At 61.2% G+C, this 25,634-nt stretch carries 17 protein-coding genes; 9 read left to right on the top strand and 8 right to left on the bottom strand.

Translation table 11 applies throughout. The annotated features are described in order from the left end of the window. Positions 1-124: 124 nt before the first annotated feature. From AC1Q5B_RS06240 to AC1Q5B_RS06225, 4 genes are all read left to right on the top strand, one after another. Entirely contained in the window at positions 125-1,828 is a 1,704-nt protein-coding gene (locus AC1Q5B_RS06240) for an ArnT family glycosyltransferase (RefSeq protein WP_492630839.1), read from the top strand. Positions 1,829-1,873: 45 nt separating this feature from the next. After that, the gene (locus AC1Q5B_RS06235) at positions 1,874-2,632 is read left to right on the top strand and encodes a glycosyltransferase family 2 protein (protein WP_492630838.1); all 759 of its coding nucleotides are present in this window, start codon (positions 1,874-1,876) and stop codon (positions 2,630-2,632) included. Then, positions 2,629-2,964, top strand: coding sequence for a lipid-A-disaccharide synthase N-terminal domain-containing protein (locus tag AC1Q5B_RS06230; RefSeq protein WP_492630837.1), 336 nt, complete (start codon positions 2,629-2,631; stop codon positions 2,962-2,964). The genes AC1Q5B_RS06235 and AC1Q5B_RS06230 overlap by 4 nt, the downstream gene beginning before the upstream one ends. Before the next feature lie 90 nt (positions 2,965-3,054). Continuing rightward, positions 3,055-3,630, top strand: a complete 576-nt coding sequence (locus AC1Q5B_RS06225) for a hypothetical protein (RefSeq protein ID WP_492630836.1) — start codon at positions 3,055-3,057, stop codon at positions 3,628-3,630. A gap of 89 nt (positions 3,631-3,719) precedes the next feature. On the opposite strand, the gene AC1Q5B_RS06220 is transcribed toward AC1Q5B_RS06225, so the two are convergent. The 8 genes from AC1Q5B_RS06220 to glmS form a co-directional block, all read right to left on the bottom strand. Next, positions 3,720-4,187 (bottom strand): hypothetical protein, encoded by a 468-nt coding sequence (locus AC1Q5B_RS06220; protein WP_492630835.1) that lies wholly within the window; start codon positions 4,185-4,187, stop codon positions 3,720-3,722. Between the two features lie 206 nt (positions 4,188-4,393). Then, the gene (locus AC1Q5B_RS06215) at positions 4,394-7,486 is read right to left on the bottom strand and encodes a TrlF family AAA-like ATPase (protein ID WP_492630834.1); all 3,093 of its coding nucleotides are present in this window, start codon (positions 7,484-7,486) and stop codon (positions 4,394-4,396) included. Positions 7,487-7,750: 264 nt separating this feature from the next. After that, complete coding sequence (locus tag AC1Q5B_RS06210; RefSeq protein WP_492630833.1) at positions 7,751-11,542, bottom strand: hypothetical protein; 3,792 nt, start codon at positions 11,540-11,542, stop codon at positions 7,751-7,753. Beyond that, positions 11,458-14,103, bottom strand: a complete 2,646-nt coding sequence (locus tag AC1Q5B_RS06205) for a P-loop NTPase family protein (RefSeq protein WP_492630832.1) — start codon at positions 14,101-14,103, stop codon at positions 11,458-11,460. The genes AC1Q5B_RS06210 and AC1Q5B_RS06205 overlap by 85 nt, the downstream gene beginning before the upstream one ends. 574 nt (positions 14,104-14,677) lie before the next feature. After that, positions 14,678-15,865: a hypothetical protein gene (locus AC1Q5B_RS06200; RefSeq protein ID WP_492630831.1), complete on the bottom strand. Its 1,188-nt coding sequence runs from the start codon at positions 15,863-15,865 to the stop codon at positions 14,678-14,680. 236 nt (positions 15,866-16,101) lie between these two features. Continuing rightward, on the bottom strand, positions 16,102-16,743 hold the full coding sequence (locus AC1Q5B_RS06195) for a basic helix-loop-helix domain-containing protein (RefSeq protein ID WP_492630830.1): 642 nt from the start codon (positions 16,741-16,743) through the stop codon (positions 16,102-16,104). Between the two features lie 185 nt (positions 16,744-16,928). After that, a complete protein-coding gene (locus AC1Q5B_RS06190) occupies positions 16,929-17,207 on the bottom strand; it encodes a BPSL0761 family protein (RefSeq protein ID WP_492630957.1) in 279 nt (92 codons plus the stop codon). A gap of 301 nt (positions 17,208-17,508) precedes the next feature. Beyond that, on the bottom strand, positions 17,509-19,335 hold the full coding sequence (gene glmS, locus AC1Q5B_RS06185) for a glutamine--fructose-6-phosphate transaminase (isomerizing) (RefSeq protein WP_492630829.1): 1,827 nt from the start codon (positions 19,333-19,335) through the stop codon (positions 17,509-17,511). A 194-nt stretch (positions 19,336-19,529) separates the two neighbouring features. On the opposite strand from glmS, the gene AC1Q5B_RS06180 reads away from it, so the two are divergent. From AC1Q5B_RS06180 to AC1Q5B_RS06160, 5 genes are all read left to right on the top strand, one after another. Further along, positions 19,530-20,798, top strand: coding sequence for an efflux RND transporter periplasmic adaptor subunit (locus AC1Q5B_RS06180; protein WP_492630956.1), 1,269 nt, complete (start codon positions 19,530-19,532; stop codon positions 20,796-20,798). A 152-nt stretch (positions 20,799-20,950) separates the two neighbouring features. Further along, a complete protein-coding gene (locus AC1Q5B_RS06175) occupies positions 20,951-21,673 on the top strand; it encodes an ABC transporter ATP-binding protein (protein WP_492630828.1) in 723 nt (240 codons plus the stop codon). A 75-nt stretch (positions 21,674-21,748) separates the two neighbouring features. Continuing rightward, complete coding sequence (locus AC1Q5B_RS06170) at positions 21,749-23,059, top strand: ABC transporter permease (protein ID WP_492630827.1); 1,311 nt, start codon at positions 21,749-21,751, stop codon at positions 23,057-23,059. A gap of 79 nt (positions 23,060-23,138) precedes the next feature. Next, positions 23,139-24,362: an ABC transporter permease gene (locus AC1Q5B_RS06165; RefSeq protein ID WP_492630826.1), complete on the top strand. Its 1,224-nt coding sequence runs from the start codon at positions 23,139-23,141 to the stop codon at positions 24,360-24,362. 58 nt (positions 24,363-24,420) lie between these two features. Then, positions 24,421-25,632, top strand: a complete 1,212-nt coding sequence (locus tag AC1Q5B_RS06160) for an ABC transporter permease (RefSeq protein ID WP_492630825.1) — start codon at positions 24,421-24,423, stop codon at positions 25,630-25,632. The last annotated feature ends 2 nt before the right edge of the window (positions 25,633-25,634 follow it).

Here is a 25,634-nt window from a genome sequence, read left to right as displayed (position 1 = left end):
GCGTATCCAGGGCGCCGAGGATGTAGACGCTGTGTAGGCCGAGTTACCCACGTGCATTGCGACAGGTCTAGGTCCTGACGCTTTGTCAAACACCTCCTCTCCTTCATGTATGAGCGACACATCAATGCGCTACTCCCTTCGAGGATCCTCACAAGCGCAGGTATGGCTGATGATCTTCTTGGTCATCGTGTCTTTGCTGGCGGGCCTTGGCCTGCGAGAGCCGATGCCGGCGGATGAGCCGCGCTTCGTTCTGGCGGCCAGGACCATGGTGGAAACAGGTCAGTGGTTGTTCCCACATCGTGGCATTGAGCTCTACGCCGAAAAGCCGCCGACGTTCATGTGGCTGCAGGCGGTTAGCTACTTAGTGGTGCGTAGCTGGCATGTAGCCTTTCTGCTCCCCTCATTCTTGGCTGCCCTGCTGACTCTCTGGCTATCGGGAGATCTTGCGCGTCGACTATGGGGTAAGCGGACGGCTGCCTATGCCGTGTTTGGTCTCTTCGTCTGCCTGCAGTTCATGTTGCAGGCAAAAAGGGCGCAGATCGACATGGTACTGGTGGGAATGACCACGCTCTCGCTGTGGGCACTGGTTCGCTACCTGCTTGAGAAACCCAGCCCCTGGCTACTGATGCTCGGTACGTTTGCCGCAGGCTTAGGGACGGTGACCAAGGGAGTAGGTTTTCTACCGCTAATCGTGCTCATTCCCTGGCTGTGGGTGAGATGGAGGACTCTGCAGGTTCTGCCCGCTCATCGAGGCATGCATGCGTTGGCGGGCCTGCTGGGGTTCTTTCTGGGCCTTGGCGTCTGGTTGGCGCCCATGCTCTCAACGGTCCTGATGTCTTCTGATCCTGAGCTACACACATACGCACGTGACATGCTGTTCAAGCAGACGGGCGAACGCTATGCCAACGCATGGCACCACGTGAAACCGGCGTGGTACTACCTGCAGTCAATGCTGACGCTTTGGTTGCCTGGGGTCCTCCTGACACCCTGGCTGCTGCCCGCTTGGTGGCGGCGTGTGTCTCGCACCGATCCCCGCTATACGCTGCTGTTGGGGTGGGCGCTGCTGGTTTTGGTCTTCTTCAGCTCCAGCCCTGGCAAGCGCGAGGTCTACATCTTCCCCATGTTGCCAGCCCTGGCCGTGGCGGCCGCGCCGCTATTGGTGGGCTTGCTTCGTCGCCGCGCGGTCAGGTCGGTTCTGTGGTGCTACACGGCAGTTCTGATATCTGCGGCCGGTGCACTTTCCCTGTGGCTGACGCTCGCGACTCCCGAGCACCTGCACAGTCTGGTCGAGGGACGCGGTATGGACACGGCCACGCTGGGACAGCTTAGCGCGTGGCTGCTCGGATTCTCTTTGGCGGGGTTGATCGTAATGATGACCTCACGTCGACGCGTCGCCTTCGCATTGGTCGTAGTAACAGCGACGCTCTGGTTCACCTATGGCGTAGGGCTCATGCCGGCACTCAGTCCCGGCAGTTCGGCCAAAGCGTTGATGGATCGCGTAAGTCAGACCATAGATCTGGATGCCGAGTTGGCCATGCTCGGCTGGCGCGAGCAGCACCTACTCCAAGCCGACAGGCCGATCACCGAATTTGGATTCAAGCGGCCCTGGGTCGAGCAATGGCAGCAAGCTCATGCGTGGCTGCTGCAAGCGCCGAGTAAGCGCTGGCTGTTCCTGCGTAAGGAAGCCATTGGTCCTTGCTTGGATCCCATGCAGGTCATCGACATCGGGGCGTCAAATCGACGCGCCTGGATCTTAGCCCCTGGCACCGCGTGGATCGAGGGCTGCGAAGTTCCCGCTACATGGTCGGCCGATGTGAGCGAAGACTAGCTCATCGCTGTGTATTCAATGCCACTCTAGTTAAAGCACAAGCCCATGGAAAGCGAAAACCGTAAGCCTCTTGAAACGCTGTCTATTGTCATTCCCGTCTTCAACGAGTGCGGGAACATCGGCCCTCTAGTACAGGAGGTGGTCCATCATCTTCGGGGAAAGATCGTCTTTGACATCGTTTGCGTGGATGATCGTTCCGACGACGACACGCGTGAAGTGCTAGCCGAACTGAAGTCCGCAGTCCCCGAACTGCGCGTGCTTCTTCATCAACAGCGAAGCGGTCAAAGCCTAGCTATCCGCAACGGGGTGCGTCAGGCATTGTCCCCTTGGATCGCAACGTTGGACGGTGATGGCCAGAATGATCCGGCCGACATCCTGCGTCTCGTAAGTGTCTATCAGACGGCGGAATTCGGGACCAAGCTCATCGCTGGCTGGCGAACCGAACGCAAGGACACGACGAGTAAGCGCTGGGCTTCTCGCTGGGCAAACCGCATTCGACAGCGCTTTCTTCGCGACGATACGCCGGATACCGGCTGTGGAATTAAGCTGTTCGAACGAGCAGCCTTCCTTGACCTTCCTTATTTCGACCACATGCACCGATACCTGCCGGCATTGATGCAGCGTGCGGGCTGGAACACCTTTAGTGTCCCTGTCGCCCATCGCCCGCGTGGCTCTGGACAGTCCAAGTACAGCAACCTGCAGCGCGCCCTAGTAGGCATTCGTGATCTGATGGGCGTGGCTTGGCTCATAGAGCGGAGCCACGTATGCACTGCCACCGAGGTCATCGGCGGCCGCAAAGAATGAGCGTAATGGACCAGGAGATAGTCTGGCTGAGCTGGACCGGCCTGCATGCCACACCGTGGAAGCTAATCGGCTTGACGGGTGCAGCCTTGTTCGGCGCTAGGTGGCTGGTTCAGTTTGTCGCTTCGCGTCGTGCGCGCCGCCCGGTAATTCCGCGCCTGTTCTGGTATATGAGCCTGTGCGGCAGTTTGATGGCGCTTAGCTATTTCCTGTTCTCAGCCAAGCAAGACGCTGTGGGCGTACTTCAGAACCTTCTGCCTGCTTTCACGGCAGCATACAGCTTGTACCTAGACATACGGGTCCATCGGGAGCAGAAGAGGGATTCGACTCTGTGATCGTCCTGGACGGGCAAGCGAAAGTGTTCTTGGTTCTCAGCTCATCGCTTGAGATCATGCCATGTGGTAGAAGCTAGGGTCGGATGCACGGTGAAATGCGGACTGCAAGCCGATCTCCAAGCCAGCTTCGCGCAATTTCTGACCGAACATGCGTCACAGAAGGCCTCATGCATGGATAGCAATGACATAGTCAACCTCATCGGAACGGCGCTGACGTCGGTCACGGACTTGCACTACTACGAGGACGAGCGAGGATTTCAGGGCGAGCTCTATGCACAATTGCGCCAGCAGCTGCGTGACATAGTGCTGCCCGATGGCGCATTGCTTCGTGAGGAGTACCAGAAGCGGTTGGCGACTCATGGCCTGCGGCTTCGTCCGGACATCATTCTCCACGAACCCTTCGATCCTGATAGGCATCCTAAACGAGACAGCGGCAATCACGCGGTCATGGAGCTCAAGCGGCGCGCCACTCCGCGAACCGCCGCCGCCGCGCTCGCGAACCTGGTCGCGATGATCGACGCACTGAACTACCCGCTCGGCGTTTTCATCAACATTGATTCGCCCAGAACATGGGCGGAAGCGGTACCTCAGGGCCATCGCACGCGCATCGTCTGCCTAGCAGTTCATCTCGACGATAGAGGTCAGCCCGTGGTGGTTCGCGGCTGAGTCAGGCCTCAGGCTCCAAACCTCGGAGAACCGGCGCACCATCTTGGACTGCCCGCCCTGCCCCGGCCGCAACTTCCCCCGACTTGATCTCAGCAAATGACTGAGCGATCCATTAGTGCTCGAAGAAAGTTCAGGTCATTGCCGTGGGATGCCACAAGCTCCTTCTCTAGGAGCCACGCGTAGATGCCAAACGCCACTAGCTTTCCGCGCGAAGAAGCCTCTGGATAAACCAGATGTCTTTTCGGTGATATCTGATTGAGCTCAATAGGCCAGTCTCCAAGTACAGCGCGGTGCAGAAACGCAACCTCTGCCTCGACAGCCTCTACACAAGGGCGAGATTCACCAATGCTCCAGACGAAGAGCTGGTAAGAGCCGTCGTAAGTGGGCCAACGGTATCCCTTTGCATGAGCTTGGCCTATGCCGTTGACGAAGCGCACGAAGAAGTTGCTTGATGAGCAGCCCACATACTGAATAACCCGACTTCTGACGACCACATAGACGCAGGAAGACACATTCCACTTCTTGATGCGAGCTAGACCACCCGGGCTGACGGTCACGATCTTGCGATCCGTAATCGAAGCCCGAGTCACTTTGACTCTCAAGGTTGCTCGATTGCTTGGTGCCGTGGATTGCATGAGTCCCTAGTCTGGCTGATCGATCTGAACTGGCCAGAGCTTACAGCCGACAAAAATAGCCGACCACGAGCGGCGCTTCCCCTTCAATGAAGGCGCCGGCTCGTCCGTCGCTGGTCCGCGTGTCGTCCTCACAGCCCGTACTTCCGCTTCCGATTCCTGAAGGCGGGCTCAGTTCCCTCCAGGATCTCAACAACGATGCTTTTGATGGCTGGCGACTCAATAGCGCCCGACATGTAGTTGAACGTGTTGGTTGATTTGTCGCAGGTCGCGTAGATGATCTGCTCTGCATCGCAAACGACGGCCAGATTCGGGTTGTGCGTCACCATGATGACTTGGCGTCGCTGCTTCGCTTCCTTGATGCATTTGACCAGTACCTTGAAGATGGTCTGGTTGTCTAGGTTCTCCTCCGGTTGGTCGATGATGATGGGGATGTCATCCTTGTCGACCAGCAGGTAGAAGACAAGCAAGAGGAGACCACGCTCACCGGGCGAGAGCTGGCTGATCTCTTGGCCGTCGAATGTGAGCGAGTATCTCGGCTTGAGGTACCCCATGCCGTAGAGATAGTCGAGAATATCTTGCGGCTCTCCGCCCTTGCGGAGTTGATCGGAGATTCTAGTTTCGCGGCCGCCGCCGGATTCGCGACGATCGAAGTGCAGCATGTCGTCAATGGTCGCGAGGAACCTCAGCGTGGAATCCACATCGCCAAAATTGACCTCTCTGAGTAGGCCGCGCATGAGCTGGTTGCTCTCATCAACACCTGCGAAGCTTCCGCGCGACTGACGGTTGATGCGAGGAAAGAATTCGTCCTGGAAATCCGACTCTTCAATGCGGACAGCGAAGTCCAGTGGCAGGTGCATGTCCATCCGCGCCGCAGACTTGACGAACTCTTGAACCGGCCCATACAGGCGACGGTACTCCTCCACGGTGCTGCCCAACTGCTCATGGACGGTCTTGGCCAAATCCACGCGCTGGGCGCGTAGATCAGTAAGCTTAGTGGGCAGAGCAGCCAAGGATTCGATCTCGGCCTTGAGCCATTCGATAGATTGTCCTTTATCTTTGGTTCCGATGAGATCGGCCTTCGCCCGCTCCCAGTTTGCGACCTGTTCCTTGTAGAGGATGAACAAGCGCTGCTTCTCTCCAAGCTTGCCCTTGATTTCGGCCATGGCAGTTTCGGCCGCCTCACGCCTCTTGAGGAGGCCTGTCGGCTCTTGGCTACCTAGTGCTGCATCGATGGCTGCAATGGACTCCTTTTTGGCCTCGGCGAGCGCATCGATTCGCGAGGAGTCGATCTTTAGCTCAACGACATCGATCACCTTCGCCTGAAGGCCCGCCTCTGCGAATAGGGGGGCCAACTCTGCGACGAATTGGTCATGGGCCTTCTTATGATTGGCGATGGCTTGAGCGATCCGGCTTAGGACCGCTTGGCGCTTCGACTCGATGGCTTTTCCTTCGCGAAGCAGCCTATCTTCGTCACGCAGTTTCTTGAGCTCGTCCTCCAATGACTGGAGCTTCTCGGTCGCCACCTTTGACTCCTCTTGGGCCGCGTCCGACGCCGTCGGGTCCTCGACCGGCTCGGGCTTCGACGCTTCGAGGGAGTTGAGCTCGGCAACTCTCGCGTCAAGTTGCTCCTGAAGTGACTGCCTGAACTCTGGGGTCAGCCGTCGCTCTGTCTGCAAGATCTCGGCATTGACCTTGGAGATTTCCTTGACGACCTGCTCGCGTGCGCTCTCAATCTCAGCGACCTTGAAACGCAGCAGGTCGTCCATCGAAGCGTATCCAAGGCGCGCCTCGTCTGGGACATGGGTATATATGATCTTGCGCAACTCCGTGTCGAACGTAGCCGAGCCACCATCACCAAGCTCATTACATAGCGTTTCCAGATAGCTTTGCGGCAGGTACTTAACCCGCTCGACGCTGGTCTCTGAGGGGTCTTGGTCTAGCTGACGCTCAGATTCCGATCCGTCGTGCCAGGCTAGCGCGCCGACAAAGTGCTGTGCGAGCTTGTTCCTCGGATTGCGAAAGCGCGTGTCCTTTAGGAAAGAAAAGCTTTTGAAGTTCTTCGTGTCGCCGGCAAGTGCGGCGATGTCGGCCATCGCGCTCTTGCCGCTGCCCTTGTTGCCGATGATGGCGACCAGATCGTGGCTCAACGGCATGTCAACGTTGAACCAAGGATCGGCCAATGTAGAGCTAGCGTTTCGATTGATACGGATCTTCGTGGCGTACTTTGTTCGGTTGGCCTCTACCAGAAGTCGCTTGGGCGGAGTGTCACCCACGAATACGCGATCATCGAACTCGGTGATCGCCTGGACAAGGCCATCGAAGGTCGCATCGGCCTTGATCCAAGTGAAGCAGTTTCCAACGCGGTCCTTGTTTACCGAGGCTCTCGGTGCATGAGCGTCCGAGCAGTCGAGCAAGGTGGCCTGCACGTTGGACTCAACGAGCTTCTTGCGTGCAGCATCGTATTCCGCAGGATTAGCGGCTGCGGTGAACACCAAGTCGGCTTGGTTGATAATGTTGCGTTTTTCGGCAATGGACTGGTCGTCCCACTTGAGGTTGGCCCATTCGGTCTTGCCAACAGCGATGAGGTACTTGCCAGAGAAATAGGGCTTGTCCAACGCCTCCCTGACCTTCTCCAAACTCACGCAAAGGTTGTTGAATCCCTCCCGAAGAGGGGGAGCATAGTCGGCCTTCTTTTCATCCGGCGCTGAGTCGATGATCATCTGTCCGAGTTCAGCCAAGCTATCTCGGGTGATCACACCCTTCCACCTTCCTTGCAACTTGCTGGAGTCGGGGATCAGCTGGTAGCTCGGGGTCAGCGCATTTAGGAACTGCTGCTGGATAAGCGCCGGATCCATGGCGTCAAAGATGACGTGCAGGTTGATGCGGTTCCAGCCCGACTGGGAGTAGGTCCCATCTTTCTCCTTCTTGACGACCCCGGCGAACTTGTCTAGTCGCAGCTCAATGACCGGCAGCAAGAGATCGATGTTCTTGAGCCGACCCTGCTCGAGTTTCGCCCTGCGTGCGCGTTCGTAACCATCAACGAAGATGTAGTCGTTGATGCCAACTGCCTTGAACTCTGCGGGCAGCGCTTCGAGATCTGTCAAGAAGGCATCCCAAGCTTCGTCTGGGCTGGCTCCGGGATAGTCATGTACGAGCGAGGAAGGCGTATGGACGTGTAAGTCCCACTTCTTCCAAGTCGAGCCGGCAGGATTGTTTGTCATTGGAGCCCCCTCCCTTCCCCGAATTGCTGACCCACATAGGCCGTGGCTTCTTCGTTTAGCAAGCTTGTGGTGTTTGAGGTGCCTGCGTCAAATCGCTGGCAATCTGCTAGACATGGCCAACTGGTATTGGGAACTGCGCGCGACTTGATCTTTGGGTGCAAAGATCGGGCTAACAATCGAACTTATTGCCCCACCTAGAGATGAAGCTGGCGAGGGAACAATTACTCTTCCACGAACAGTATCGATTGCCTTAGGTAGACGAGCTCATGCACCCCAGTGATCTAGCTTTGACGCCTTCTTCGCATGCCACGTTCGCAGCGTCCCATCATCGAGCCGAAGTCCAACAAGGACGGATCTAACGCCCCTCGAAGCGGAATTCTCGCGTGAGGAGCGATACTTCCAAAGCGTTATCGTTGAGACAACTAGCTTGTTCTCCTTGGACAACATCGCAGCGAGCCAATCGGGTGAAGCCCACAGCACTTCACCATCATCGTGATCACGGGCCCCACGATGGTCATCGGGATCCGGCTTCCAACTGCCCCATACTTGGCTCCTCAGCGCGAGGCTGCCTTCAGGGGTGCACCAATCACCGCTGCCCAGAACGTTTGACAACCTCAAGCTCTTCGTGAGCTCGATTCCGAGACGCGGTCTGCCAGCCGCCCCTTCCGCCGCCATTTCATCATCTACGTCGATGCCAAGACTATGTGTCTCGGGCGCCCACACCAATGGAAGAAAAATGCTCTTCTGGCGGAGACGACTGTCATAGATTCCCTGGTCCCAGAACTCCGGTAGCCACAGTTCATGACCTGGTTGCTTGGCAAACGCCATGCAGCGACCAATTGCGCCTTTCCGCTCCGTGAGCGCCGACGTGATCCTGACTCGCACGCCATCGGGCGAGGACCAGTGGCCATAGAGCAATACCAGTTCGTCGGCGGCAGTGGACACGAGGCCCAGCTTCCGCAGCACTGTTGGTTGATCCAGCAGGTTCTCCTGCTCTCCTGTCCGCTTGCCCAGCAGATACTGCTTTGCCGGCCTAGGGACCGGATCCTTCCGATCCGACAGCCACGAGCCGTCGTCGAACGTGATGTCGTACCGGTTACGCCATTCCAACCAAGGCGAGTCCCCTCCACTCTCGTAGCTTCGGACGACAACCGGCCGTGTCTTTGAGAGGCTAGTGACTGCGCTCAGCAGGGCATGTCTCTGGACATGCTCGCGGTAGGTCTCATATCGATCCCCCCGCTCCCATTCGTAGCGCTGCCGGCCCGGAAAATCATCCAGGGAGGTGGCCTCCGGCCATCGCCGCGTGATCTCAGTCGCCATTGCATCGACCACCGTTGCTTTGCCGACATTAAAGAGTCGAGCCGCGGAACTGATCTCAGTCTTGGCAAACTCGTAGTCGAAGCGGAAGTTCGACGTCGCCTTCGTGCCCCCCGAGTAGACATCGCTGACCTCAATCCCGCATGGCGGTTGGTCGACATGATCGAGTAACGCCTCGAGCTCGATATCGCGGCTACCGTCGTAGCCTATGTTCCTTAAACATCTGACAATGTGGACTTTATCGATGATGTGCAGGTCGCTTTGCTCGGCAAGCGCCAGCAGCGGTCGCCGCAGGCCAGCTATGGTCCGTCCATGGCGTAGGGCGACCCGCGCCAACCCCATCAGCAACCATTGTTGGGAGTTCTGGAACGGAAGACCGCGATCCGCGGACGCCAGGGCCGGGATCTCTCTTTGGTTGAAGCGCTCAAGCAGCAGGCCGAGTTCTTCGTCGAGGCCCAATTCGACAAGCGTGCTCAGTCCCTTTGCGACCGACCAGCGCAGATAACTATCATCGTCGCCAAGAAGGTGCCAAATGACGTCAACGAAGACCGCCAGCTCGTCGCTCCCCACGGCCTGCTCCGGGCGGAACGCCCCCTCCCCGATTTCGTCGGCGATACGGGACGCCGACCCAGACAGAAACAACTCCAATGCGTCGAGGCCGGCTCGACCCGATGTGACGTCACAGAGAGCAGTTGCCAACTGTAGCCACTCGTTGCCGTCGAGTTCCACCTCTTCCGCTACCACCTTTCGGAGCACGAGTCGCAGCACGAAGTGCTTGTCGCCGCAAAGTTCTGACAGTCGATGGATGCCACGAACGATGTCTGAAAACTGTCCTTCGAACAGTTCGACAACCTTGGACTCGAACAGCCGCTCAACCAACGACTTTGCATTGGAAACGAGGTGCTTGGAGGATCTACTCCAATCGTCTATACATTCGGTAACTATGTCCAATGACTGCGTGAGGCTCAGTTCGATTGCATCACACACTGCGAACAGAAAAGCCAACCGCTTGGGATACGGGCATGAAACACGCAGTCCGTTGATGAAGCGTTGGCGCGCATCATAGGTAAGTCGATTGTCTGCTTTGATGTTTATCAGCGCTTGGTCGATCGAATGCGCCGATGACGGATCGCAGTTCGAAACTAGCGCCGCGATGAGGCTGTCGATCTCCTCCTTGCTCGGTTTCGGAGTTGAATCGGCAAAATCTGACCCCGACTCATCGTGACTGTCGAACCCATCATCCTCGCGTTGTGCCCTTCCGCTAAGACGTCCAATCGCCTCTCGCTCTTCGCTCGTGAGTGCGTTCGGGAACTGATTCCCCGCTGCCAAGAAGCCTTCCCAAAGTGCGCTAAAGCCGCCGAACGGGTATCGGGCATGTAACTTTTCGATGATCGCAAGAGATATCCGCCGCTGATCGGCGGGTTCGGACAGTCGCAAGAGGTCGGCGACTGCGTCACCGGGACGCCAGTCCCACGAGCCCTGGTCTTCGCAGACTGTGACAAGGAGCGCGGCGCGCCGCGCGTCGAGATGTCCGTTCTTGGCCAGAAAGCAAGCAAGCTGCGGCAACCCGTAAGACAGATCCGCAACGTCCTGGTCGTGCCAGCGCACGATCTTTGCGATCGCCTGAAGCCCTATAGAACTGGCTGCGGCTTGTGCGAACAGCGTCCATCCGAACTTGCCTGGTTCATTCCGCACGATCGCCTGGCAGAGGTTCATCAATCTGTGCGACAACTGGGGCTTCAAGAAGCCGCCTTGCTGGGCGCTCGCAAAGCGAAGTAGCGAATAGATTTGATCGTAGCTCTCTCCCCCAAGTTGGTCCAATTGAGCCAGACCTTGCTGGTAGTAATCACGCGCCTCGTCAGTGCTCATGGAAACGAGCGAAGCAGCGAGATCAGCATATGCACGGCCGCGCTGCTCAATATCGTCATCCCTGCCGATCTGCTCCGCGACATGCTGTGCAAACTGTCCGGCGAGCTCATGAAGGGCCGATCGCTTGGACAGCTGGGCCAGTACTGAGATCTTCTGTCGGACGGAGAACTTTTCAGAGGAAGCCAGACTGATGATGGTCTTCGCGTGCTCTTCCGATACCTCGGGCGCATGGTCCAGTAGAACGTGGATACAGCCGAGTCCGGCGGTGCGAACGAGAAAGTCAGTCGCGACCTCAGCCCTCCAATGCACGCCCTCGCGAAAGTGCCTGCGCCATGCATCCAAGAAGGCGGTGAGGCTCGCGTCCGACAGCCCCCGGCGCGAGAGGGCAGCTTCCTCGATGGGCCGGGTCAGCCGGCGTATCATCTCGACGCCTTTGCTGATGTTCTCGCATTCCCTTTCGCTGAACCTCGCGCGCCGTGGTTTTCCGCCTCGTTTCTTGCCGGAGCCGCTGAGTGCCGGCTGGTCCAGCTTCTTCAGAAATGCGAGCAGTTCTGGTTCGGTCGAGACTGCCTTCGCTTGCTTGGTGATCCCCACTTCCCTCGGAAGTAGGTCATGGTAGGCCACTGGCCTTCCAGCCGACCATGCACGAACACACGCGCACAGAATTGGCGTCCAGGCCTTTGAGGGACCGTAACGCTCGCCGTAGTCGTATGCAGATGGACGCGTGAGCGGCGCTTGGCGGATGATCGCCGCGGCTGCGGCACGCGAGCTGTAGAGGAGCGCCGTCAAAGCCGCCTGTACGACGCATACAGCACTCCCCTGTTTGGAGTCCGCCAGAACACCGTCATCGACGTCATGGTCGATGGACAATGGCTCTCCAATCCCCTTGCGAGCGCACTAACTTGCCGCCTGTTCAAAGAGCTTGGCAGCGAGAGAAGTCGCAGCTTGAGTGCCTGTGACTGGCATTCCTTGCTTGTGGCGAACGATACGAGATCCGCAATTGTCGTGGCGACGTTCGCCTGATCGAACTGTTGCAGCAGGTGCAGAAGCTCGCCGCTCACAGAGAGCGAGAAGCGAACATTCCATGAGTCAAGGTTACGATCTACTGCGTCGAACTTGCCTGCAGCGGCATGCTGAAATAGTACCGCCGCGAAGTCTTTTGTCTTTGGCCCGGCGCGTCCTCGCTGCATCTCGTCACCCAGCTTCGCAGCGCCCCAATTGATCCACCGCACCGTGCTCGCGCATTGAATCTCCGACTCCTCAAGGTCATTCGCGAAGCGATGAGCTACTGTCAGGCGCGCACTTCTGGCTCCACGCCATCCCGAGCGGTCCGCAAAGAGACGGCGATAGGAATCAGCGTCGCCGAGCACGATTGCGAGCGCGGGTGAGCTTCGAATGAACTCGTCGCCTCTAAGGTCGGCGGTCGCGGCCTGCGCCATCCGCATACTGAGGCCGAGAACCCGGTCCAAGTCGTCTTCCGCCACTGCCAGTCGAAAAGCCGCACGAAGTCGTGCGAGTGTCAACCTCCGGCGTCCGAAGTCCGACTGCACCGTTGCAGGGAAGCTGGTTGAATCAGCGAGCGCGAATGCGCGATCGCTATCTTTTATGACGACAAGGAAGTGCGGCAGCGCTTCTGCGGCATAGGCTGACTTCCCCTGTGAGGCTAACAGGCGGTCGGCAATGGCCCTCTGCGCTTCCGGTCCCTCGGAGTATCTTTCACGGATATAGGTTTCTGTGGGCTCGTCCCTGAAGATCGCTCCGTGCGCGGTCACCTCGAGCATCGGGGCCAGATCCGATGCTGCGGTACCAACCTGAGCCGCAGACCATCCAAGCGCGTTTGCCAGTTCGTTGAGCGGAATCGGCGGCGGAAGCAGCGATAGCGCGACGAAGAACTCGGTCACCTCTGAGTCCGTCCATCCTGCGACGTGAAGATCGGAGACTATCTTCATGCACCGCTGAGCGATGATTTCGGGAACGTCTATGACGGCGGCCGACGTGCGGCCGTGGACATTCTCATTCCATGTCTGGACTAGGTAGTCGAGGACACGTGCATTCCGGCCGGATCGGGCCAGGGCGGTCGCAACCTCGGCGCTAGAAGCGTCTGGCTTGCGCGCCTTCAGAAACTCTCGGGCCTCCGGATCGGTGAAGGGGCCAAGCTCGACCCTACTCACCTCGCTACGACCAATAACCAAGTCCCTTCGGTGCGTGCGTGCCGTAAGCAACAGCTTCACACCGTCAATCGGATCTTCATCCATAGCCGCGAGAAGCAGTTTCGGGAACGCATCCTCGTGGCGGTGCTCGGCTTCCAACTGGGCGTTGTCTGCCGCATCGACGACAATTAGCAGGCCGAGCTTCTCGGACTGGGTCCGGATAGCTGTCGCTGCTTGTGCCAATCGTTTGCGCGCCGTTTTGATGACCTTTCGACTGTCATCGCCGCCTGGCAGCATCGGATCGCAAAGCGTCCGCGAAGCTAGTTCGTTGACAATCTGCACAAGCCCAATTTTGGGAAGATGTCTGGAGTGATTGTCTGAACGGTAAGAACCACCGCCGAAGCAGTCAAAAACGACCACTTCGAACTCGTTCTCCATCCTTGCGGCGAGGGACTGAACGAACACAGTCTTGCCAATCCCGCCCTCAGCGTCGACGAAGAGGGGCCGCTTTGAAGTTCTGATAAGTTCATGGACCATCGAGAGTTCTGACCTCTCGACTACGGCACCTACGTCGATGAAGCGGGTATCGGCCGGAAAGAGGTCCTCGGGCGCACAATCGAGCGCATCCAAGACATCTTCTCGATGGATGAGGTTCTTGCCTTGGCCGCTTGGACCAGCCTTTTTCAAGACGAGGTCCTGAAGCCCGTAAAGGCGCATCCTGGCCTCAGCGTCGGCGCCGGCAGACCAGTCGGTGAGTGTTCGCCTTAGTGCATTGTCTTGGCCCGAAAGGCCCTTCTCTCCGGCTCGAAAAGCAATTCTGGAAAAGAGACGTCTTGCATCAGACAGGCCGCCAGCTACACAACACTCCTTCAGGTACAGAACCTGGGCGGCAGCTTCGTGACCCGAGGGTGTGCTCCCTGCGATGAGGGACTCGATCGCTTCTGAAAGACTGTCCTTGAACTCCGCGTTCGTGACGAAAGCGAACCACGCCTTCGCAGTGACTTCGTCGGCCGAAAACTCTCTCTCATAGCCGGATACCGTGCTAGAGAACTTTTCAATTGTCTTCTTCAGATAAGAAGCAGTGACGGGCTCTCCGCTATGCTTGTACTTGAATTGGATGGTCTCCAGCCGCTCACAAGTCTTGAAATTGTCTCCACCACCGTAGTAGAGGACGAGGTCAGCAACATCCTCGGCCCATACTCCGGGACTGGCGGTTTCGGTCGATGAGATCCCCTCCACGGCGATCGCGAACAGTTCGTCGTTCGGAAATACCAGTTGCAACGCCCGTCTAGCCGCCCATCTCTCGTGGAAAGTGTGGCCAGCTCGGGATGCGCGGACTGTATCTATACCTTCATCGCCATTAGGCATGTTCATGCTGTGCCAGTATCCAATGCGACCGTCATCATCTATGAATCACCCCAGCATAGGGACTGCGCCCTAAGCGCGCCTTCGCACATATCCCTCGATCGAGCAGCGGGTTCGCTATAGCTTGACATCATGGCGCCTGCGCATCGGTTTGGCCTAGCTCAGAATGGTGCGCCTGCCAGCCATCTCTCCCAGTCAAAAGGCTTTCGAAATCATACATTCCGAATGCCATGACTCACCACGACTTGCTGCCGCTCGGATCAAACGCCCGCTAAGGGTCGGAGTCCGACTTGGTGCAGGGCTCTTAGGGCTTGGGCCGAAGACGGGGCGCGGCATACTCCGAGTAGAGAGGATACGTTGGTCGCGCATCGGCTCTCTCCATTTTCGGCTCTGACTCCGACCGTCCAATCTGGTGCAACTGAGAAGGCATCTTGCGAGTCGATAATCTCATCTTGTTTGACCGTTGAGCCAATGACACGGAGCCTTTCCATCAACCCCCGCGTACTTGATCGCCATACACGCGGGAGAATGGTTGCTCATCCCCACCCACGGTCAACACCAGCAGGATCGGAACGTGGCCGCCCTCCGCAGAGGTCGCGAGTATTGGCTGGTCCGGCGGCGGCTCGTCCCCTTGGCTGGCTGGCAGGTTATCAATCCAACCCAACAACTCGTTGGCTACGTTGAAGGACGGATCGCCCCCACCACTGAGGAAGTTATCCACCCCCTCCTCGAGCGCGTGCCACAGCGCGGTCGATGCGGCGAAGTGCTTGAAGCTCCGACCACGAGGCGCGTTAGCAATGCCTTGATTCTTCAACCTGTAAATGTAGCTCGTCGAGCGTGCCGATTCTCGAAGCATGTGGTTTACGAAGATCGACCAATGGTCTGTCGATGCGGGCACGCCCGGCACGAATGGCCGGCCACGCGCTCTCATCAGGAACTCCACGAATGCGGTTCCAAAGTCCAGCGGGCACGATGCCCCGCCAGACGGAGGTGCGGCGGCCGCAGGCGCATCGCCGACCGACCAGGTGCTACTTGCCGGATAGGCAGCAATCATCAACGCATGTCCCGGTGCGCTGGGCGCAAGCGGCGCGCTCCATTGCGGGGTTGCGGCGGGCACCGAGAAGGCTTGCTGGTCGAACACCGCCAAGTAGCCGGCGGCTGCCGTGGCCGGGCCACCAGTAGCGCTGGGAAGATTGAAATTCCACTCCGTATAGCCGGGGGGCGCTATTGGCAAGCGGCGGGTGGCACTCTTGAAAGGAGCCCAGCTTTGGTAGAGCTTGAATTGCAAAGCCTCCAGTGGCGATGCGAGCGAGCCGGTGGAAGTGGTGGGCGTGCGCTTGGCCTGGAGGAGCAACGCGTTGCCTGTTGTCGCGACTCGTTGACCTTTGGGGCCCGTGAAATGCTGGTGCACCAGCATTAGGTCCCCGATCTCAGTGGAATGAGCGGCACCGGCCATCCTCACCTTCGGCGTCTGGTGAGTGAAGATGCCCCGCACCAGATTGGACACGCCTGGCGTGGTGTAGTTGTCTAGGATAACGCGGAGCCCGCGGTACATCTCCGAGGACAGAAACGAGCTAACCAACGCTGGCTCGTCCGGCGCGCTGCCGGGCTTCACTCTTCGCCATGCGTTGGCGTGCGTGCGGTTGACGTAGGTCCTAATGTCATTGTCTAGCGGCATGGGCGTCCAGTGCTCATCTCAGTGAGTCCGTACCTTGGGTACACGCGCACTGAAACATACGTGCGCCGGCTAGGCTCAAGCCTAGATGCTGACACAGCAAGTACGTCCTGCCCTGTTCCGAGAACATGCCGCTGCGCGCTGCTGCTGCATCGTCCGCGATTCGCAAGAAGCAGACCATGATCGCGCAGGCCAACCTAGCTCGCTAGGGGGCTCGTACCGAGCGAAGGCGTGGCCACCTAGTTGACCACGGTTCTAACGTGTTTCATTACCCTCTCAGCCATGGCGAAGAGATCCTTCGCACTGATCTGATGATTCTCCGAGAGTTCGAAGACATCTACAGCATTGCTCAGGCGCCGTGAGCCCGGGTCGGGGTAGCGGCCGGCCCAAACAACAAAGTGCGAGAGACCCTTCAGAATCGCCCTATCCTTGTCACTAAGGTCGGGAATGAAGCTAGCAAGGTCTTCCAGCTTATGGTGGAAGTGCTCCTTCTCCTGCTTTGTGAATTCCTCAGTCCCCAGCCTGATAAGGATCATTGCTTTGAGGCAAACCTCAAGGCTGTAGCCAACGATCATCAGCACTACGGCGTGGTACTGGCTGTGACAGATTGTCCTGAGCTCTTGAGGGAAGCCATCAAATCTCGGCGGATTCTTGACAAGCTGAGCTGCCGCCTCTGATAGCGCATGCGCGTGGCAAAGCCAAAGAATCGGGTTCTTCAGGTCGGCGATAGTTGGCGGCTTTGAGACATCCACAGGGAACCCGTTTGCTGTCGCGATCAAGCCCCACTTATGCCAAGCAAGTGCGCTGTATCCAAAGGGATCGGCTGCGAACCCATCGGGGTTCGACCGTAGTGAATCTCTCATGTGCACGTCCGGGTTCATTAGGCGACCTTCGAGACCTGGTGTTCGCAGTAGGCCTCAGAGGGCGATCATCCTCGCCATGGAATTCTGTCCAGCGAGTTTGGAGATGTCCAACAGGCTGGGGGAGATGCCCAGTTCATTCGGCGCCGCTGCCCAGAGTGTTTGGCAACGATGCCCAACATTTTTGTGGATGAGTGCCCAGGGTCTTAACCCTCTCCCGGCCATCCAAGCCTTGTGGGGTGCCGTAAGACCGTGAAGCACCAATCTCCCTCTTCAGGTAGGGCGTTCTCTGGCGACGCCAGTCCAATACTCAGGACCGAATCTCGTATGGACTCGGCTATCCAGGCGACATCTTCGATCGTTGGGAAATGCCGCGCAATCGTCACGGCCCTTCGCCGAAGAGGCAGCGGAAGTGACTCGTCTTGGGCGATGTCGATAAGAAAGCCCCCGGCCCACAGCAACGCCCTAGTTCTCTCATCTGGCATGGTCATGATTGATCCCCGTCCTGGAACGTTTCGAAGACCATCTCCCATGCTTGTCGCGCAAGCTGAGACTAAGCGGAACATGCTTGGTACACAGCGAGAGGGTGCCACTCAATGAGCTGCCATGTTGCTTGGCAGCCCTTGGGCCTGTAGATGGCTACCAAACCCGGAGCGACTCACTCGCACACGCACTTCTCGTGAGTTGGACCATCTATTAGTTCGAGCCTCCAAGCTAGTTGGACCAACTATTAGCAAGTTGGACCAACTATTAGCTCGTACCAGTTTGCTGCACCGGAGATGCGGCTTACTCCACCGTCACCGACTTGGCGAGGTTGCGCGGCTTGTCCACGTCGGTCCCGCGCGCCAGTGCGGTGTGGTAGGCCAGCAGCTGCACGGGGATGGTGTGCACGATGGGGCTGAGCACGCCGACGTGGCGCGGGGTGCGGATGACATGCACGCCCTCGGATTCGCTGAAATGGCTGTCCTGGTCGGTGAACACGAACAGCTCGCCGCCGCGCGCGCGCACTTCCTGCATGTTGGACTTGACCTTCTCCAGCAGCACGTCGTTCGGCGCGATCACCACCACCGGCATGTCGGCATCGACCAGCGCCAGCGGACCGTGCTTCAGCTCGCCGGCCGGGTAGGCCTCGGCGTGGATGTAGGATATTTCCTTCAGCTTGAGCGCGCCTTCCAGCGCGATCGGGTAGTGCAGGCCACGACCGAGGAACAGCGCGTCGGACTTCGGCGCGAAGCGCTCCGCCCACGCGGCGATCTGCGGCTCCAGGTTCAGCGCGTGCTGCACGCTGCCCGGCAGGTGGCGCAGCTGTTCCAGGTAGTCGGCCTCCTGCTCGGGCGATACCTTGCCGCGCAGCTTGCCCAGCACCACGGTCAACTGGAACAGCGCCGCCAACTGCGTGGTGAAGGCCTTGGTCGAGGCCACGCCGATCTCCGCGCCGGCGCGCGTGTAGCAGACCAGCTCACTGGCGCGCGGAATGGCGCTTTCGGGCACGTTGCAGATCGACAGCGTGTGCTCATGCCCCAGCGACTTGGCGTACTTCAGCGCCTCCATCGTGTCGAGCGTTTCGCCGGACTGGGAAATGGTGACGATCAGATGCTTGGGATTCGCGTACGCGGCGCGATAGCGGTATTCGCTGGCGATCTCGACATTGCACGGCAGGCCGGATATCGCCTCCACCCAGTAGCGCGCCGTCATGCCGGCGTAATAGCTGGTGCCGCAGGCGAGGATCTGCACGCCCTCGATGTCCTTCAGCGCCGCTTCCGCGTTGGCGCCGAACAGCGACGGCGAGAAACCCGCGTCGATCACCGCCTCGATGGTGTCGGCGATCGCGCGCGGCTGCTCGTGGATTTCCTTCTGCATAAAGTGGCGGTACGGGCCCAGCTCCAGCGAGGCCAGCGACACATCCGACACGTGCACGTCGCGCTGTACCGGCTGGTCGTTCCCGTCGTACACCTTCACGCTCTCGCGCGTGACTTCGGCGGTGTCGCCCTCCTCCAGGAAGATCACGCGGCGCGTGGCCTGGATGATCGCCGAGACATCGGAGGCGATAAAGTTCTCGCCCTCGCCCACGCCGATCAGCAACGGACAGCCCATGCGTGCGCAGACCATGCGGTCCGGTTCCTTGCGGCTGACCACGGCCAGCGCATAGGCGCCGGTGAGCTCCTTCACCGTGCGCTGCAGCGCGGCCAGCAGATCGTCGCCGCCCTTCAGGTGGTGGTGCATCAGGTGCGCGATGACTTCCGTGTCGGTCTGCGACTCGAATACGTAGCCGAGCGCGCGCAGTTTCTCGCGCTGCTCTTCATGGTTCTCGATGATGCCGTTGTGCACCAGCGCCACGCCGTGGCTGATGTGCGGGTGCGCGTTGGCTTCGGTGACGCCGCCATGGGTGGCCCAGCGCGTATGCCCGATGCCCAGGCTGGCGTTGAAGCCCTCGGCGGCAGCGGCGCCCTCCATTTCGGCCACGCGACCGGTGCGGCGCACGCGGCGCACGTCCTGCCGGTCGACCACCGCGATGCCCGCGGAATCGTAGCCCCGGTATTCCAGCCGCTTCAGTCCCTCGATCAGTACCGGCACCACGTCGCGATCGGCGATCGCGCCCACAATTCCGCACATAAGCCTGTGTCTTCCATCTGAGTGAAACGAGTGGACATTCTACGTGTCCGGCACTGGACAGCCCCTGTCCGCGCAGTGTCCGCGGACACCCGGACAGTCGTCCTGAACGGACAACCCCCTTCCAAATCAATTGCTTGCGTTTGGCACGCATCCTGCTGAGACATGCAGGTCATTCCAAAGAACGCATGCCGCCGATGATTCGGGACACCTCCGCCCAAGACCGTGTACTCAGTGCCTCGCAGACCCGTCCCGCCTGGCGCCGCTGGGCGTGGCCCGCCGTGGGCGGCGCGCTGTTGCTGGCCGGCATCGTGTTCGCCGCGCGCGGCTGGCTGTCGGGCACGGCCTCGGTCGACGGCGCCCGCCTTCGCATCGCCGAGGTGACCCGCGGCGACCTGGTCCGCGACATCGCCGCGGACGGCCGCGTGATCGCCGCCAACAGCCCCACGCTGTACGCCGTCGCGGGCGGCGTGGTCACGTTGAAGGTCGTGGCGGGCGACAAGGTCACCCAGGGTCAGCCGCTGGCCGAGATCGACAGTCCCGAACTGCGCAGCAAGCTGGCACAGGAGCAGACCACGCTCGCCGGCCTGGAAGCCGAGGCGAGCCGCGCGATGCTGGACGCCAGCGTCACCCGCGCCAACGCGCAGAAGGCGCTGGACCAGGCCGGTATCGAACGCCAGGCCGCCGAACGCACCCTGCAGCGCTACCAGCGCGGCTACGACGGCGGTGCCGTGCCGCAGGTGGACGTGCTGGAGGCGCAGGACAACCTGCGCAAGAGCGAGATCGCGCTGTCCCACGCGCAGAAGGACGCCGGCCTGCAGGGCCAGGGCGCCGGCCTCGACGCGCGCAACAAGCAGCTGCTGGCCGAACGCCAGCGCGCCGTGGTCGCCGAAGTGCAGCGCCAGGTCGACGCGCTGACGCTGCGCGCCCCGTTCGACGGCCAGGTCGGCCAGGTGCAGGCCGTGCAGCGTTCGAACGTGGCGATCAACGCGCCGGTGCTGAGCGTCGTCGACCTGTCGGTATTCGAAGTCGAGATCAAGGTGCCGGAGAGCTTCGCGCGCGACCTCGCCATCGGCATGCCGGCCACGCTGACCAGCGCCGGCCAGCCCTATCCCGGCGAGATCTCGGCGGTGTCGCCGGAAGTCGTGGGCGGCGAAGTGGTCACCCGCCTGCGCTTCTCGGGCAAGCAACCGCCCGGCCTGCGCCAGAACCAGCGCCTGTCCGCGCGCATCCTGATGGACACGCGCCGCAACGTGCTGATGGTCGAGCGCGGCCCGTTCCTCGAGCAGGGCGGCGGTCGCTACGCCTACGTCATGGACGGCAGCTCCGCCGTGCGCCGTCCGGTGCAACTGGGTGTCAGCAGCCTGAGCAACATCGAAGTACTGGGCGGCCTGCAGCCCGGCGACAAGGTCGTCGTGTCCGGCAGCGACCTGTTCGGCGACGCCGAGCGCGTCTCGGTGAATTGAGGAGCGAGTGATGAAGCGAGGAGTGAGAAGTGAGCAAAGGCAGCCGCCCCGCTTTTCCACTCACTCCTCACTCCTCTCCACTCACTTCTCTACCTGCCCCCCCCTCACGTCCCACTCCTCTCCATCCACCATCGCTCCGAAGGAATCCCGCCATGCTTGAGATGCGCCAAGTCGCCAAGGTCTACCGCACCGAACAGGTGGAAACGCATGCGCTGCGTTCCCTGGACCTGCATGTCCGCGAGGGCGAGTTCGTCGCGGTCACCGGCCCGTCGGGTTCCGGCAAGACCACCTTCCTCAACATCGCCGGACTGCTGGAGACGTTCACCGGCGGGCAGTTCCTGCTCGATGGGGAGGACGTCAGCCACTTGGGCGACGACGCACGCTCGCGCCTGCGCAACCAGAAGATCGGCTTCATCTTCCAGGGCTTCAACCTGATTCCCGACCTCAATCTCTTCGACAACGTCGATGTTCCGCTGCGCTACCGCGGCATGCCGGCGGCCGAGCGCAAGCAGCGCATCGAAGACGCGCTGGCGCGCGTGGGCCTGGGTTCGCGCATGAAGCATTTCCCCGCCGAACTGTCGGGCGGCCAGCAGCAGCGTACGGCGATCGCGCGCGCGCTCGCAGGCAGCCCGCGCCTGCTGCTGGCGGACGAACCGACCGGCAACCTGGACTCGCAGATGGCGCGCGGCGTGATGGAGCTGCTGGAGGAGATCAACCGCCAGGGCACGACCATCATCATGGTCACGCACGACCCCGAACTGGCGGCGCGCGCGCAGCGCAACGTACACATCGTGGACGGCATGGCCACCGACCTGTCGGTGGAGCCTGCGCTGATCCGCGCCGCGCACGCCACCGAAGCCGGCGCCTCCGCGTAGGGTGGGCCCAGGCCCACCGCAGACAGAACCAAGACCACCACATGGTGGGCCGACGCCCACCCTACGGAGCCACGCATGTTCGGCTACTACTTCTCCCTCGCGCTACGCAGCTTCAAGCGCAACAAGGCGCTGACCTTCCTGATGGTACTGGCCATCGCGCTCGGCATCGGCGCCAGCATGACCACGCTGACCGTGTTCTACGTGCTGTCCGGCGATCCGATCCCGCAGAAGAGCGACAAGCTCTTCTACCCCCGCGTGGATCCCCGCTCGATGAACGGCTTCACGCCGGGAGAAGAGCCGGAAGACCAGTTCACCCGCTACGACGCCGAGCATCTGCTGCGCGACAAGAAGGGCGACCGCCAGGCGCTGATGACCGGCGGCGCGTCCTCCGTCGAATCGGAGGACGGCAAGATCGAGCCGTTCCGCATCGATGCGCGCTACACCACGGCGGACTTCTTCCCGATGTTCGACGTGCCGTTCCGCTACGGCAACGGCTGGTCGGCCGCCGACGACGAGTCGCGCGCCCGCGTGGCGGTGATCTCCAAGGCGCTGAACGACAAGCTGTTCGGCGGCGCCAACAGCGTGGGCCGCGATCTGAAGGCCTCCGGTGCCACCTTCCGCATCATCGGCGTGCTGGACGAATGGCGCCCGGCGCCGAAGTTCTACGACATGACGCAGGACCGCTTCACCGAAGTGGAACAGCTGTTCGTGCCGTTCTGGACATCGCGCACGCTGAAGATGGGTACGCAGGGCAACATGAACTGCTGGGGCGACTCCAGCAAGGAAGAAGAGGGCTCGCAGGGCCCGAATGCCCCGTGCTCGTGGTTGCAGTACTGGGTGGAGCTGGGCACGCCGGCCAAGGTCGAGGCGTACAAGCAGTATCTGGCGAACTACTCCGACCAGCAGCGCGCGGCGGGCCGTTTCGAGCGTCCGACCAACGTCGACCTGCACAGTGTGATGCAGTGGCTGGACAAGCAGGGCGCCGTCCCCGGCGACGTGCGCCTGCAGGTGTGGCTGGCGTTCGGCTTCCTGGCCGTCTGCCTGCTCAACACCGTGGGCCTGCTGCTGGCGAAGTTCCTTGGACGCGCCTCGCAGATCGGCGTGCGTCGCGCACTCGGTGCGACGCGCAAGGCCATCTTCGCGCAGTGCCTGGTCGAGGCCGGGACCGTCGGCCTGGTCGGTGGCGTGCTCGGCCTGATACTGGCCTGGCTCGGCCTGCTGGCGGTCCGCCAGCAACCGGCGGGCTACGCCGACCTGGCCCACATGGACCTGAAGATGCTGCTGGCCACGTTCGCGCTGGCCATCATCGCCAGCCTGCTCGCCGGCATGCTGCCTGCGTGGCGCGCGATGCAGGTGACGCCCGCGATCCAGCTGAAATCGCAGTGATTTGCGACACCGACCAAGCGCCCCCATCCCGACCTTTCCCCGCACGCGGGGGAAGGGGCTGAAACCCCAGAGGCCCACCATGGACATCCGCCCCATCCTTTCCACCCTGGCCCGCCACAAGACGGCTGCCGCACTGATCGTGCTGGAAGTGGCGCTGTCGTGCGCCATCATCTGCAACGCGGTCTTCCTGATCACCCAGCGACTGGAGCGCATCGACCGCCCCACCGGCCTGGCCAACGAGGAGATCGTGCGCATCAGCATGGGCAACCTCGGCGAGAATCCCGACGCCGACGCGCTGGTGAAGCAGGATGTCGCCAGCCTGCGCGCACTGCCGGGCGTCAAGGCGGCGGGCACCGTCAACCATGTGCCGTTCGACAACTCGTCGTGGAACAGCTCCATCCAGCTGGCGCCGCAACAGGAGCGCCCGAGCGCATCGGCCAACGTCTACCTCGGCGACGCCGTGATCGAGACGCTGGGATTGAGGCTGGCCGAGGGCCGCGACTTCAACGCGGACGAGTACGTCAACTGGACCGAGATCAACAAGCAGAACGCCAAGTACACGATGCCGGCGGTGATCCTCAGCCGCGAGCTGGCGAACAAGCTCTTTCCGGGCGAGAGCGCGATCGGCAAGAACATCTATGCATGGAATACCGACAACGTGCCGCATCGCGTCGTGGGCGTGGTCGAGCGCCTGATCCGCACCAACGACAACGGCGGCCCCGCGGAAGGCGGCTTCACCATGATCCTGCCGGCGAAGGACCTGACCATGGGTACGTTCGTGCTGCGGACCACGCCAGAGCGCCGTGCCGAGGTGCAGAAGGCGGCGATCGCCACGCTGGAAAAGAACAGCTCCCGCCGTCTGGTGCTGCGCGAGGGCACGTTCACCGACATCATGAGCAACTACTACCGCGGCGATCGTGCGATGGCGTGGTTGCTGCTGACGGTGATCGTGTCGCTGCTGGTGGTCACCGCACTGGGCATCGTGGGCCTGGCCAGCTTCTGGGTGCAGCAGCGCACCAAGCAGATCGGTATCCGTCGTGCGCTGGGTGCGACGAAGGGACAGATCCTGCGCTACTTCCAGACCGAGAACTTCCTGCTGGCGACCATCGGCATCGTCATCGGCATGATCCTGGCCTACGGCATCAACCAGTTGTTGATGGGCAAGTACGAACTGCCGCGCCTGCCGCTGCTGTACCTGCCGATCGGCGCGGTACTGCTGTGGCTGCTCGGCCAGGTCGCCGTGTACGGACCGGCGCGCAAGGCCGCATCGGTACCGCCCGCCGTGGCGACGCGTACGGCCTGATCCTGCCGCCTCCACACCGTGCACGCGGGCTGGCGTGCACGGTAGATCGGAAACCCCGATGCCCTCCTCCTCCTTCTTGCTGCTGGGTCGCTCCCACGCAGGTGCGTGGTGGCTCGTGTTGCAGCTCGCCATCGGCGTGATGCTGTGCCTGTATGCGGGACAGGCCGTGCTGAGCATGTACGAGCGAGCGACGGCAGCGGACGGCATCGACGCTGCCGACGTGCTGGTCATCCCCTGGACGCAACCGGCGCAGGGTCGGGACCCCGGCGCGAAGGCGGTGTTGCGGACGCTGCGCGGCGTGGCCGGCGTGCGGTCTGCCGGCGCGGGCAACCAGGCTCCCTATGGCACCAGCGCCTGGAGCGTGCATGCGTGGAAGCCTGGCGACGGCGAGCACCGTCATCTCGTCTCCCTTTACCTGGCGGACGAGGACTTCATGGGGACGCTCGGCATGGGTATCCCGCATGGACGGCGCTTCGCGCAGACGGAGTACGAAGACTACAGCGGCGACCAGCATCGCCTGCATGCCGATCCCGCGCCCGCCATCATCTCCGCCGCCTTCGCCGAAAGGCTCTTCGGCCGTTCGGAACCGCTGGGACGCGCGCTGCAGCTGCTGCCGGGCAAGCGGCTGCATGTCGTCGGCGTGCTGCCGCAGGTCCCGTTGCCCGCCACGGCGCACCGCCGCGACGGCACGGCGCTGATCCTGCCCGTACGCATGACCCGGGCGGGCGAAGCGCACTTCGTCATCCGTCATGCGGGCGACGCGGAGTCGGTGTCCGCGCGCGTACGTGCCGCGCTGGCAGCGGCCTACCCCGATGTCGTGTTCGCGGCCCCCGCCAGCCTCGTGGCATTGCGGCAACAAGCCGCGATGGGCGCGAGACGGCACGCGTGGACATCGCTTGCTGTCTGCGTGGCCTGGTGGCTGTCGGCGCTGGGCATGCTGGGGCTCGGCGGCCATCGCTGGGTGCTGGACCACCAGCAGGAAATCAGCCTGCGCCGCGCATTCGGCGCCACCGGCACGCACCTGGCGCATCGCTTGCGCGGGGAATACCTGCTGCTCGCGGTGGTCGCCTCCGCGATCGGCCTGGCCGTCGCGGCGCTGCTTGCCCGCCTTATACCGGCGTGGACGCTTCCGCTGCCCTCGCTGGGGACATGCGTGGCCGTTGCGATCGGAACGGCCCTCGTGGTGCAACTCGCCGCCATCTGGCCCGTCCGCCTGACGAGGCGCATCCCGCCGTACCTCGTCAGCCGCAGTCCTTCGGTTAGGCTATAGCG

The organism is Pseudoxanthomonas sp. GW835-FHT14C01 (genome assembly GCF_058793715.1).
The sequence above is the reverse complement of the archived record's forward strand: the minus strand, read 5'-3'. Positions and strand labels throughout refer to the sequence as shown.

Excerpts from the sequence above, each read along its gene's own strand:
- AC1Q5B_RS06240 (WP_492630839.1), top strand. The coding sequence starts at position 125 with ATGCGCTACTCCCTTCGAGGATCCTCACAAGCGCAGGTATGGCTGATG.
- AC1Q5B_RS06235 (WP_492630838.1), top strand. The coding sequence starts at position 1,874 with ATGGAAAGCGAAAACCGTAAGCCTCTTGAAACGCTGTCTATTGTCATT.
- AC1Q5B_RS06230 (WP_492630837.1), top strand. The coding sequence starts at position 2,629 with ATGAGCGTAATGGACCAGGAGATAGTCTGGCTGAGCTGGACCGGCCTG.
- AC1Q5B_RS06215 (WP_492630834.1), bottom strand. The coding sequence starts at position 7,486 with ATGACAAACAATCCTGCCGGCTCGACTTGGAAGAAGTGGGACTTACAC.
- AC1Q5B_RS06200 (WP_492630831.1), bottom strand. The coding sequence starts at position 15,865 with ATGCCGCTAGACAATGACATTAGGACCTACGTCAACCGCACGCACGCC.
- AC1Q5B_RS06195 (WP_492630830.1), bottom strand. The coding sequence starts at position 16,743 with ATGAACCCGGACGTGCACATGAGAGATTCACTACGGTCGAACCCCGAT.
- AC1Q5B_RS06190 (WP_492630957.1), bottom strand. The coding sequence starts at position 17,207 with ATGCCAGATGAGAGAACTAGGGCGTTGCTGTGGGCCGGGGGCTTTCTT.
- glmS (WP_492630829.1), bottom strand. The coding sequence starts at position 19,335 with ATGTGCGGAATTGTGGGCGCGATCGCCGATCGCGACGTGGTGCCGGTA.
- AC1Q5B_RS06180 (WP_492630956.1), top strand. The coding sequence starts at position 19,530 with ATGATTCGGGACACCTCCGCCCAAGACCGTGTACTCAGTGCCTCGCAG.
- AC1Q5B_RS06175 (WP_492630828.1), top strand. The coding sequence starts at position 20,951 with ATGCTTGAGATGCGCCAAGTCGCCAAGGTCTACCGCACCGAACAGGTG.
- AC1Q5B_RS06170 (WP_492630827.1), top strand. The coding sequence starts at position 21,749 with ATGTTCGGCTACTACTTCTCCCTCGCGCTACGCAGCTTCAAGCGCAAC.
- AC1Q5B_RS06165 (WP_492630826.1), top strand. The coding sequence starts at position 23,139 with ATGGACATCCGCCCCATCCTTTCCACCCTGGCCCGCCACAAGACGGCT.
- AC1Q5B_RS06160 (WP_492630825.1), top strand. The coding sequence starts at position 24,421 with ATGCCCTCCTCCTCCTTCTTGCTGCTGGGTCGCTCCCACGCAGGTGCG.